Below are 11,002 nucleotides of genomic sequence, written 5' to 3'. Positions count from 1 at the left end.
GGGTACACGTCCCGTGACGACGACCCGGCTCATGCCGTCTCGATCCATTCGCGCAGGCGTCCGAGGCCGTCGCGGATGGCTGGCACCTCGATGCCCGAGTAGGCGAGCCGGATGTACTGCCGCTCCTCGCCGGGCAGCCGCCGGCCGAAGTGCTCGCGTGTACAGAAGGAGACGCCGGTCTTGTACAGGGCGTCAGAGGCGAAGTCGCCGACTGCGGTGTAGCCCATACGCTCCATGACCTCGGTGACGTCGGGGAAAAGGTAGAACGTCGACTGCGGCACGGCGACGTGCATGCCGGCGATGGAATTCACGAGCTCGCATGCGGTGTCGCGGCGCGTCTGCAGGGTGTCAAGCATCTGCTGCACAGAATTTTGGGGGCCACGGAGCGCTTCGACGCCGGCCCACTGCACATAGTGCGTCGTGCAGGACTCATCGTTGGTGTTGAGCGTGCTGAGTACCTGGGCGATCTCACGCGGGGCTACGGCGCAGCCGAGGCGCGAGCCGGTCATGGCGAACTTCTTGCTGAACGTGTAGAGGATGACGGTACGCTCGGCCATCCCGGGAAGCGATGCGATGGAGCTCGAGACCCCCTCATAGCGGGTCTCGAAGTAGGCCTCGTCGGAGAGTACCCAGAGGTCGTGTTCGATCGCGAGCTGTGCGATGGCCTCGCGCTCGGCCGCAGTCGATTCGGCGGAGATGGGGTTCTGCAGGTCGTTGTAGATGATGGCGACCGTGTTCGGAGTGATCGACGAGCGGATCTGATCGAGGTCGATCGCGAAGCCCGTACTCGTGGGCACATAGCGGTAAGGCACGGCCATTCCGCCGAGGTACTCGATCTGCGATTCGTAGATCGGGAAGCCGGGGTTGGGGTAGAGCACTTCCTGGCCGGGGTTCATGACTGCCTGCAGGAACTTCGTGATGACGGGCTTGCCGCCGGTCATCACGACCACGTTTTCGGGGGAGAACTGGATACCGCGGCGCGAGCCGATGTCGTCGGCGAGGGCTTCACGCAGCTGCGGGATGCCGGGGCCGGGGCAGTAACCCGTGTAGCCGTCGGCGATCGCCCGGTTCATCGCTTCCACGATGTTCGGGGCGGTGGGGATGTTTATATCGCCGAGATGGAAGGGGTACACGAGGTTCCCCTTCGCTTTCCAGGCGGCGGCGGCTTGCGCGACGCTGAAGGCGGTTTCGGTGCCTAGGCGGTCGAGCCGGTGCGCGAGTTGCTGCATGTTCCACTCCTCATCGAGTTGGCGTTCGATCTTTTGCCGATCACATCTAGTATAAGACTAATATATTAGATTGCGAAAGTTGATCGGCAGTTAAAACTTCAGCAAACAGCGCCGCGGGAACGAGGCTAGGAGCACAACATGACAATGAACTGAGCTTCCGTGGACGACGCCTGCCTGATCGTTCGTGTTGTGGCCGCGCTCATTGTTTGCCTTGCAGGATCTCCGCGCACGTGATCCCTCCGGAAACCCCTACAACGACGCCGCGCGGAGGGGTTCGCACACAAGAAGAGGTATGAACTGACCGGGGTAGAATCCCTAAGTCGGAGACGGGCTCGTCTCCGGGTGGGCGGCGTCGGTCGAATCCGGACCGATGGCTCCAATTTCCCCTTGGGCTTGATTCCGGACTGGCAAGCAGCGCTTAGGGACGATGGGGACAGGGCTGAAGCTTCTCGTCGAGGGATAGCCGGAATCCAAGCGGTTATGGCGTAAGGGGTTCCGCGCGCATGGGCGGGGTGACTACAGTAATCCCCAGAAATCGCACGCGACCGCATGCACGTCGCAATCACTGAGGAGGTTCGCGGTGTCGGACACTACCTGCCACATGTCGATCTCGCTGGACGGCTTCGTCGCCGGGCAGGACCAAAGCCGCGAGGACCCCCTGGGCAAGCGAGGGCGGGAGCTGCACGGGTGGCACATCGGCGACCCGCGAGCCAACGATGCCGACAAGGTCGCGAACGAGTGGCTCATGCGCCCGCGGGGCGCTTATGTGATGGGTCGGAACATGTTCGGCCCGATCCGCGGTGACTGGGATGAGGATTGGACCGGGTGGTGGGGCCCCGAACCGCCGTACCACGCGCCGGTGTTCGTGCTGACCCATCACGGACATGACCCGATCCAGATGGACGGCGGGACGACCTTCCATTTCGTCACCGAGGGCTTCGACGCGGCCTACTCGGCAGCGTGCCAGGCCGCCGGGGACAACGGCGTGGACATCGCCGGTGGGGCCTCGACCGTCCGACAGGCACTGATCGCCGGCGTGATCGATGAACTCACCCTCGACATCGCACCGGTCCTGCTCGGTTCGGGCGAGCGCATCTTCGACGGGGTTGAATCCTTCGGCTTCGAACCCGCCGAGGTGCTTCACTCACCGCTGACCACCCACATCCGCTATCGCCGCGTCAGCTAGCTCCGCAGGCCGTCGGCCCCCTGCACAGCAGTACGGTCACTCAACCCGCTCGGCACGGTAAGTGGCGAAGGCGAGGCTGGCGGTGAACCAAGCCCGGCACGGCGGCAGGGTGGACGTCTTCGGCGACGAGGAACACCCAATCAAGTCCAGCGTGGTGGGCAGTGTTCACACCCGGGGCTTCGGATTCGATTGTACCGGCGTCGGACCGGGCCGGATTAGGGAGGCTTCCGGGGGAGTGGCGGATCTTCAGGGGGAGGCTGGTTCGAGTCCCACCTCGGGCACGTGTTTTCCCCGTTCAGGAGCTTGTCGGCCTCTGAGTGTGGACGAATTCTGTTGTGTGGGCCCCTTCGGGGGCCATTTTTATTGGTGGGCGGTGCTGTTGCCGGCTTCGCGATTCGTAGGTGCATTGCTGCTTCTTCATGGTGGGTCCGGGGGAGGACGACATGACTTGTGCCAATCTCCGAGGGTGCCGCCGCACTCCCACAAGCGGCCTGACATCCGGACCCTGGACTCTTGCATAATGCGTTAGTGGCGACTAACGTATTTTTTGTGCCTGATCTTCTGGAAGTCGCGACGGAGCCCAACAGGCGGGCGCTGCTTCGGCTCCTGGCAGGGGGAGAGAAGACGGTCACCGAGCTGTCCGGGCACTTCCCGGTCAGCCGTTCGGCCATTTCCCAACATCTGCTGCTTCTCTCGGAAGTGGGGCTCGTGACGGCTAGGAAAGACGGCCGGAACAGGTACTACCGACTGGACGGTGCCGGCATGGTCCGGCTGCGTGAACAATTCGAAGCGTTCTGGACAACTGAACTGGACCTGTTGGTGGCCGACGCCGGCCGGCTGGGCCCACAACCATCGCAAGGGAATTTCTGATGACTTTCAACAAGACCGTGTTCCTCCCCGTAGATCCGGACGCCGCGTTCGCCCTCATCACCGAGCCGGAACGGCTGCGGCGCTGGAAGACCGTGGCGGCGAGGGTGGATCTCCGGGTGGGCGGCGACTATCGCTGGACCATCACCCCGGGCCACTCGGCGATGGGAAGTTTCACCGAAATCGAGCCCGGAAAGCGGATCGTTTACACCTGGGGCTGGGAGGGCGACGCCGGCCTGCCGCCTGGAGCATCCACCGTGACGGTGAACCTGGAGGCAGTCGAAGGCGGAACCACCGTCCAGCTGATCCACGAGGGCCTGAACGAGCAGCAGGAGGCAAGCCACGCCGAAGGCTGGAACCACTTCCTCGAGCGCCTCGTCCTGCTGGCCGCCAACGGAGATGCGGGCCCGGATGAGTGGGCTGCAGCCCCGGACCCGATGAACGAGCTCACCAGCGCCGAAGCGGCACTGGCTGTTGCCCAGCGTGTCCTCGGAGGGCTCGACGAGTCCCACATGGCCTTGCCGACGCCCTGCGCAGACTTCACGGTGGCCGGGCTCCTGGACCACCTCTTTGGATCCATCGCGTCCATCGGCAACTCGCTCGGCGTGAAGGTTGCCGACCAGCCTGCGGCCATGCCGGAGGTCAGGATCGCTGACGCAGCACAGGCCACGCTGGAGGCATTCCGCGCCAACGGGACGGACGGGACCCTGGACATGGGCTTCGCCCATCTGCCCGCCACCCTGGTTGCCAACATCCTGAATCTCGAACTGCTGGTCCACGCGTGGGACTTTGCCACGGCCACGGGACAGGAACTCAACGTTTCCCCAGCACTCTCCGACTATGTGCTGGGCCTTGCCCGGAACACCATCAGCCCGCAGATGCGCGGCAAGAGCTTCGCGACGGAAACGCTGGTGGCTGAATCAGCGGCCAGCATGGAACGCCTGATCGCGTTCACCGGCCGGCAGGTTGCCGGGATCTGAAGCCGCCGACGGACATAAAGGGAGGGGACGTGCATGGTTGATGTAGTGACGGATATCGAGATCCGGCGCCCGCGCGACGTCGTGTCCGCCTATTCGGGAAATCCGGACAACGCGCCGGACTGGTACTCGAACATCAAGGCCGTCAACTGGGAAACGGCTCCGCCCTTGGTCCAGGGGTCCAAGGTGGCGTTCAGGGCGAAGTTCCTGGGCAAAGCGCTTGACTACGTCTACGAATTTACCGAACTTGATCCGGGCAGGAAGCTGGTCATGCGCACCGCGCAAGGGCCCTTCCCAATGCATGCAACGTACACCTGGGCCGACGCCGGCAACGGATCCACGCATATGACGCTGCGCAACACCGGAACGCCGGCGGGCTTCTCCGCCGTAGCCAGCCTCGTCATGGCTCCCACGATGCGCCGTGCCATGCGCAAGGACCTCACGAAACTCAAGGCCCTCCTCGAAGCCTGAGCCAACCCACCGAAAAAACGCACAGAAAGGAAATGTCATGAGCAAGTTCATGTACCTCTACAAGGGGCCCGCCCGGCCGATGGACCAGTTCACGCCGGAGCAGTCCGCCGAACAGATGGCCGTGTGGCGTGCCTGGATGGAGAAGCTGGGCCCGGCGATGATCGACTTCGGTACCCCGTTCGCCGCCCGGACCGCAGTGGCCGACGACGGATTGGCAGCTGATGCTTCGGACCTGAACGGCTACTCGATCGTCGAAGCCGAAAATCTCGATGGCGCGAAGGCGCTCACGGACGGGCACCCGTACCTGTCCGAAGCCAGTGGCAAGTTCACGCTTGAGATCTTCGAGCTCGCCGACATGTAGATGTAGGCGTTGCCCCGCTGGCGGGTGGCGCCACACCGGCCAGCTCCGGAAACCTGAAGCCGCACGGTGAGAACGCCACTCTTGCTACTCGGCGGACGGACGTTGTCGTTGCCGTTTCGTGGCCGCCCGTTGTTCCTTTGCAGCGAGGCGCCTACGGTTGGAGCCGCGGGTGGGTTTGGTCGCCCGGCGGCGGGCAGCTTCGGGCGCAAGACCCTCTGCCAGGAGGTCGGCGAGCTTGGCGAGGGCGATCTCGCGATTGCGTAGCTGAGAGCGCCTCTCGGAGGCGGTTACAGTGATCACCCCGGCGATGATTCGCCGGTCGAGACGCGCGAGCAGCATCAGCCGTTGGCCCTCGGAAAGCGCCGCAGAGTCGCTGACGTTCCAGGAGAGCTCGACGCGGCTGTCCGAGGTGTTGACGTGTTGACCGCCTGGACCGGATGAACGCGAGAACCGCCAGCCGAGTTCCGACGTGGGAATCGTGAGCGCGGGCGACACCTCCAGATCCATGCAACCAGCTTTGCACAATCTGGGCGCGATCGAAGCCCGCTGGTGAGTACTAGTTGGCGCCGACGAGTGCTTCGCTGCGGGCGAATTCCATGGCGCGGGTCCAGAGGACGAGCTGGTCCAGCATCGGGGTGAGGGCTGAGGCTGCCTGTTCTGTAGGCCTGAAGGTCCTGAAGTTTTCAACGTCGGAGAAGATCGAGAACATGACCTGGTTGCGGACGTGGGCGAGCTGGAGTTCGGAGGCGATCCCGCGCAGGTGCTCCACGGCGCGGGCGCCGCCCTTGGAGCCGTAGGAGACGAAGCCGGCGGCCTTGTTGTTGAACTCCGCGTTGAGGTAGTCCAAGGCGTTCTTCAGGGCGCCGGTGATGGAGTGGTTGTATTCGGCGACGATGAAGACGTAGCCGTCGAATTCGGCAATCTTGGATGAGAACGCCTTGGTGTGGTCGTTCTGGTAGTTCTGGTATGCGGCCGGGTAGGCCTCGTCCAGGACCGGAAGGTTGAAGTCGGCGATGTCGACAATCTCGAACTCGGCGTCGGTACGGACCGAAGCCTGCCGGAGGACCCACTGGGCAACCTGGTGATTGATGCGGCCCGGGCGGGTGCTGCCGGTGATGATGGCGATCCTGGTCATTGCGCGTCTCCCTTGAATAGATGCATTTGCATGTATGTGTTGCATCCATCATGCGGCAGATTTGCTTGAATGATCAAGTTTTTTGCCATGTGTGATGTGTCACGCCAGCCATCCCTGCCGTCTTAGTGGGGGTTGCGGAGCCCTCCGGGGGCCAGCGCTGGGGTGGTCCCGCTGTACGCGTCGCGGAGGAGTTCCTGGAGGTTTTCCGATGTGACTTTGCGTGGGTTTAAAGCCGGGATGGCCGGCAGGATCAGTCGGGTGGCTTCGGGGATGCTTTCTTCGGCAAGGCCGTAGTCCTTCAGGGCCTTGGGGGCGTTGAGAGTTTCCCGTAGCGCATTCAGCCCGTCCAAAGCGCGGGGCGTGCCGAAGGCGCCCGCGATCCGGCTTTCGGCGTCGGGGGCGTACGGGGCGTTGAAGGCGAGAACGTGCGGGAGGACGGTGGCGTGGGTCTGGGCGTGGGGCATGTTGTAGGCCCCGCCCAGGACATGGCAAATCTTGTGGTGCATTCCGGATCCGGCCGAGGCGAACGCCACCGCGGCCAGGTACGCGCCGTAGAGGGCCTGTTCGCGTCCGGCGGGTTCCAGCGGTTCGGCTTTGATGGCCGGCAGCGCCAGGTTCAGTGCCCGGATCCCCTCGGCCGCGAGAGCGGCGTTGATCGGGTCGGCCCTCGGACCCCACAGCGAATCGACGCAGTGTGCCAGGGCGTTGAGTCCGGAAGCCATTGACAGTTCCGCCGGCAGCGTCAGAGTCAGTTCCGCATCATAGATGACCGTTGCGGGCAGGACGGCGTCATCGACACCCGTCGTCTTCCGGGATGCTTCCGTCAGTCCCCACACGTTGGTCGCCTCGGAGCCCGCGTACGTCGTCGGGATGGCGATGATCGGCAGGCGCGCCGTCAACGCAATTGCCTTGGCCAGGCCCGTGGTCGACCCGCCGCCGGCACAGACCAGCAGGTCGATGCCGTGCTCCGCTGCGGCTGCCCGGGCCTTCGCGGCCTTTTCCAGCGGCACGTGCGGGGCGACGTCGTCGTAATGGAGCGCAACGTCGATATCCGCCGTCACTTCCGCGGCGCGCGACGCCTCGGATGAGGAGGCAATGACCATCACCCTTCTGGCGCCAATCCGGGCCACTTCCGCGGCCAGGTTCGCCCCGGCCCTGCCGGTGCCGAACAGCACCCGCTGGCCCAGAGTGGTGTGCTCAAAATTCATGCTCATGACAGGGACTCCCGGTTCGGACGCAACGACACCGCCGAGTATAGGCCAGCACTCGGAGTCGCCCTGCGAGCCGCACGACTCGCACTGCAGTGCCCAGTGCCACAGTTGACACTTCAATGAAAGTGGATCAAGATATATGCAAATGCATATATCGGCAGGGACCTTCCCGCCGCATCTAGGAGGAAAAAATGTCTGTTGCACTCACCCCCGGCACCTGGAACCTCGACCTGGCCCACACCGAAATCGGCTTTGTCGTCCGCCACGCCGGCATCAGCAAGGTCCGCGGCCAGTTCACCGAGGCCGACGCCACCCTGGTGATCGGTGATGGCGTGGATTCGTCCTCGGTCAGCGCCACCATCAGCACCGCGTCCTTCGACTCCAACGATGACAACCGGGACGCACACGTGAAGAGCCCGGACTTCTTCGACGTCGAGCAATTCCCCCGGATGACCTTCCGGTCCGCCGGAGCCAGGGGTTCGGCGGAACAGTTCAAGCTCGCCGGGGAACTCACCATCAAGGACACCACCCTCCCGGTGGAGTTCGACGTCGAATTCGGCGGTGCTGCCGTGGACCCGTTCGGCGCCACCCGTGCAGGCTTCTCGGCCACGACAGTCATCTCCCGCAAGCAGTTCGGCATCACCTGGAACGCCGCCCTGGAAGCCGGCGGCGTCCTCGTCGGCGACAAGGTCACTATCGCCGTCGACGCCGCCTTCGTGCTCTCCGACAACTAAGAGCCCGGAACCCCCACCAACCGAATCCGGAGGAAACATCATGACCGCACACACGTCCGGTCTGCACCACGTCACGGCGATCGCCGGGGACCCGCAGGCCAACATTGACTTCTACATCAAGGGCCTCGGGCTCCGGCTGGTGAAGAAGACCGTGAACTTCGATGCCCCTTCCGCGTACCACCTGTATTACGGTGACGAGGCCGGGCGGCCCGGTTCGCTGATGACGTTCTTCCCGTGGGGGAAGGTGGCACCGGGCCGGATCGGCTCCGGACAGTCCACCACCACCGCGTTCTCCGTCCCCGCAGGGACCCTGGGCTGGTGGCAGAACCACTTCAACGCCCTCGGCGTGAACTCCACCATCGCCCGCGTCTCCCCGGACGAGGAGCGGCTCTCGCTCCGGGACCCCGACGGCCTGCTGCTGGACTTGGTGGCCTCCTCCACCACTGACCCGCGTAATCCGTGGGACTCCGCCTCGGTTCCGGCCGAATACGCGGTCCGCGGCCAGCACTCCTCCGTGCTCACCGTCGCCGACCCAGAACGGACCCTGCGCGTACTGACCGAGGACCTGGGCCTGCGCATCACCGGCGAGGCCGCAGGCAGGACCCGCCTCGAGGCCGGAGCGGGCGGCGCCGGCAACATCGTCGACGTCGTCGCCGACCCGAAGGGACCGTCCGGTCTGGTCGCCGGCGGCACCGTCCACCACATCGCCTTCCGGGTACCGGACACCGCCACCCAGGATCTGTGGCGGCAGGACCTGGCCGAACGCGGCTACGCCGTGACCGAGATCCTGGACCGGCAGTACTTCACCTCCATCTACTTCCGCGAGCCCGGTGGGGTCCTGTTCGAAATCGCCACGGACACCCCCGGCTTTGACATCGACGAGCCGCTGCTGGAACTCGGCCGCTCCCTGAAGCTTCCGCCATGGATGGAACCCTCCCGTGAAGCGATCGAGGGCTCAGTGGCCCGCATCCAGCTCCCGGGCGAGAACAACCCCGCCCTGGCCGCACGCTAGGAAACCCGGAGATGACCACAAGCAACGCCGAGGTAACTGCCTGGCCCCACCTGTACACCCCCGGCCGTGAGGATGCCCCCGTGCTGCTCATGCTGCACGGGACAGGCAGCAACGAACGCGACATTGCCACCCTTGCCGGCGCCCTGGACCCGGACGCCGGGGTCCTCGCTCCCAGGGGCCGGGTGCAGGAGCACGGGATGCTGCGCTGGTTCCGCCGGCTCGCCGAGGGAGTCTTTGACGTCGAAGACGTCATCGACCGATCCCGGGAACTGGCCGGCTTCATCGACGCCGCCCGTGACCACTACGGCATCGGCGACCGGAAAGTGGTCGCGGTGGGATTCTCCAATGGCGCCAACATCGCCCTCGCCACGGCCATGCTGCACCCCGAAGTCCTGGACCGGGTCATCGCTTTCTCCGGCATGTATCCGCTGGGGAAGCGCCCCGGCGCAGCCGCCCTGCCGGGCAGCCGCATCCTTGCCCTCAACGGCGATACGGATCCGATGGCCCCGCTGGCCAGTGTCAAGAGGCTCATGGCCGAACTCAATCGTCAGGGAGCAACCGTGGAGCAGGTGCAGCGCCCCGGCGGGCACGGCATCGAACCCAACGACCTGGACGCCGCCCGGAACTGGCTGGCCCGCAACGGAAGAGCCGTTGCCCCGCAAGATGCATTGTTGAAAGGATCATCCTGGTCCCGCCCGGTCATGAACAGCGACCGGCGGAACCAGTAACGTGGCGCCGGTTACCGGCGCGAAGCCACTGAAGCGACGCCATTGAAGCGGTGCCATATTAAGGAGTGTCATGGCCGGTGCATTTTTCCTGGACAAATCGGATCCGGGCAGCTGGCGGGCCCTGAACGGGCTGGCCCTGAAAGTCGCCGCTGCGGCCGAAGCCGCGGGCCTGGGCCGGTGGGTCGTGGAACTGCTTAACGTCCGGATTTCCCAGCTGAACGGGTGCGCGTACTGCCTGGACCTCCACGACCGGCTCGCCCGGGAAGTCGGGGTCAGCGCCCAGCAACTGGCCGTGCTGCCCGCCTGGCGCGAGACGGACGTCTTCGACGAGACCGAACGCGCCGCCCTCGCTGTCGGGGAGGCCGCTTCCGCCCTGGACGACGACGGGGAATCCTTTGCCGAACTCGCCGCAGCCCGAGCAGTGCTGACCGAGGCGCAGTACTCGGCGCTGCAGTGGTGTGCGATCGCGATGAACGCCTTCAACCGCGTCTCCATCCTCAGCGGCCACCCAGTCCGCCCCCGGCCCGCAGCCGGCACCACCGGTGACCAGACAGAGGCCGCGTCCCAGACACCGGCCGGGGTCATGCCATGAGCAACCTCGAGACGGTCCCCGAAGAGATCATCTGCACCGAGGGCGCCCGCACGGACGAGGTTGAGTTCCTGGCCCCGCGGGAAGTTCCGCTGGGAGGCCCGCGCGCCATGCCCGTGCGGCGCACCCTTCCCCAGAAACAGCGGAGCCTCATCGGCGCCTGGTGCTTCCTGGACCACTACGGCCCGGACCTCGTCCCGGACTCGGGCGGCATGCGGGTCCCGCGCCACCCCCACACCGGTCTGGCTACGGTGAGCTGGCTGTTCACCGGCAAGATCGCGCACCGCGACTCCGCCGGTTACGAGGCAATCGTCCGCCCCGGGGAGGTCAACCTCATGATCGCCGGGCGGGGGATTTCCCACCAGGAATTCTCCACGCCTGACACCGGCATCCTGCACGGGGCCCAGCTCTGGTATGCCCTACCCGACGCCGCCAGGAACATGGCCCCAACCTTTGAGCACTACGCCCCGGAACCTGTCCGGGGCGACGGCACCGAACTGCG

The 11,002-nt window shown here is 65.2% G+C and carries 14 protein-coding genes; 10 read left to right on the top strand and 4 right to left on the bottom strand.

The features are described 5' to 3' along the window. Positions 1–29: 29 nt before the first annotated feature. Positions 30–1,229, bottom strand: a complete 1,200-nt coding sequence (locus J7I85_RS11130) for a pyridoxal phosphate-dependent aminotransferase (protein WP_214851817.1) — start codon at positions 1,227–1,229, stop codon at positions 30–32. Positions 1,230–1,809: 580 nt separating this feature from the next. Here J7I85_RS11130 and J7I85_RS11125 point away from each other — a divergent pair. The 5 genes from J7I85_RS11125 to J7I85_RS11105 all read left to right on the top strand — a co-directional run bounded on the left by J7I85_RS11125 (position 1,810) and on the right by J7I85_RS11105 (position 5,091). Further along, complete coding sequence (locus tag J7I85_RS11125) at positions 1,810–2,415, top strand: dihydrofolate reductase family protein (protein WP_308159452.1); 606 nt, start codon at positions 1,810–1,812, stop codon at positions 2,413–2,415. Positions 2,416–2,964: 549 nt separating this feature from the next. Further along, positions 2,965–3,285, top strand: a complete 321-nt coding sequence (locus J7I85_RS11120) for a helix-turn-helix transcriptional regulator (protein ID WP_214851816.1) — start codon at positions 2,965–2,967, stop codon at positions 3,283–3,285. Continuing rightward, entirely contained in the window at positions 3,285–4,262 is a 978-nt protein-coding gene (locus tag J7I85_RS11115; RefSeq protein ID WP_214851815.1) for a TIGR03086 family metal-binding protein, read from the top strand. Before J7I85_RS11120 ends, J7I85_RS11115 begins: the two co-directional genes overlap by 1 nt. 33 nt (positions 4,263–4,295) lie before the next feature. Further along, on the top strand, positions 4,296–4,730 hold the full coding sequence (locus tag J7I85_RS11110) for an SRPBCC family protein (RefSeq protein WP_214851814.1): 435 nt from the start codon (positions 4,296–4,298) through the stop codon (positions 4,728–4,730). Between the two features lie 37 nt (positions 4,731–4,767). Further along, positions 4,768–5,091: a YciI family protein gene (locus J7I85_RS11105; RefSeq protein ID WP_214851813.1), complete on the top strand. Its 324-nt coding sequence runs from the start codon at positions 4,768–4,770 to the stop codon at positions 5,089–5,091. Positions 5,092–5,175: 84 nt separating this feature from the next. Here J7I85_RS11105 and arfB read toward each other — a convergent pair whose 3' ends face one another. The 3 genes from arfB to J7I85_RS11090 form a co-directional block, all read right to left on the bottom strand. Continuing rightward, entirely contained in the window at positions 5,176–5,598 is a 423-nt protein-coding gene (arfB, locus tag J7I85_RS11100) for an alternative ribosome rescue aminoacyl-tRNA hydrolase ArfB (protein WP_214851812.1), read from the bottom strand. A 49-nt stretch (positions 5,599–5,647) separates the two neighbouring features. Continuing rightward, positions 5,648–6,226 (bottom strand): NADPH-dependent FMN reductase, encoded by a 579-nt coding sequence (locus J7I85_RS11095; protein WP_214851811.1) that lies wholly within the window; start codon positions 6,224–6,226, stop codon positions 5,648–5,650. A gap of 122 nt (positions 6,227–6,348) precedes the next feature. Further along, on the bottom strand, positions 6,349–7,440 hold the full coding sequence (locus J7I85_RS11090; protein WP_214851810.1) for a maleylacetate reductase: 1,092 nt from the start codon (positions 7,438–7,440) through the stop codon (positions 6,349–6,351). Between the two features lie 188 nt (positions 7,441–7,628). Between J7I85_RS11090 and J7I85_RS11085 the strand changes: the two genes are divergently transcribed. From J7I85_RS11085 to J7I85_RS11065, 5 genes are all read left to right on the top strand, one after another. Beyond that, a complete protein-coding gene (locus J7I85_RS11085; protein ID WP_214851809.1) occupies positions 7,629–8,171 on the top strand; it encodes a YceI family protein in 543 nt (180 codons plus the stop codon). Positions 8,172–8,211: 40 nt separating this feature from the next. Further along, on the top strand, positions 8,212–9,183 hold the full coding sequence (locus tag J7I85_RS11080; protein ID WP_214851808.1) for a ring-cleaving dioxygenase: 972 nt from the start codon (positions 8,212–8,214) through the stop codon (positions 9,181–9,183). A gap of 11 nt (positions 9,184–9,194) precedes the next feature. Further along, positions 9,195–9,911 carry an alpha/beta hydrolase gene (locus J7I85_RS11075; RefSeq protein WP_214851807.1) on the top strand — a complete coding sequence of 239 codons (717 nt, stop codon included), beginning with the start codon at positions 9,195–9,197 and terminating at the stop codon, positions 9,909–9,911. Between the two features lie 70 nt (positions 9,912–9,981). Continuing rightward, complete coding sequence (locus J7I85_RS11070) at positions 9,982–10,503, top strand: carboxymuconolactone decarboxylase family protein (RefSeq protein WP_214851806.1); 522 nt, start codon at positions 9,982–9,984, stop codon at positions 10,501–10,503. After that, positions 10,500–11,002 (top strand): pirin family protein (locus J7I85_RS11065; protein WP_214851805.1); only part of this gene is annotated, 503 nt, incomplete at its 3' end. The genes J7I85_RS11070 and J7I85_RS11065, both read left to right, overlap by 4 nt.

This window comes from Arthrobacter sp. ISL-65 (genome assembly GCF_018613795.1).
Taxonomy (GTDB): domain Bacteria; phylum Actinomycetota; class Actinomycetes; order Actinomycetales; family Micrococcaceae; genus Arthrobacter.
Note: the sequence above shows the minus strand (reverse complement) of the source record. Positions and strands in the feature narration are given on the sequence as shown.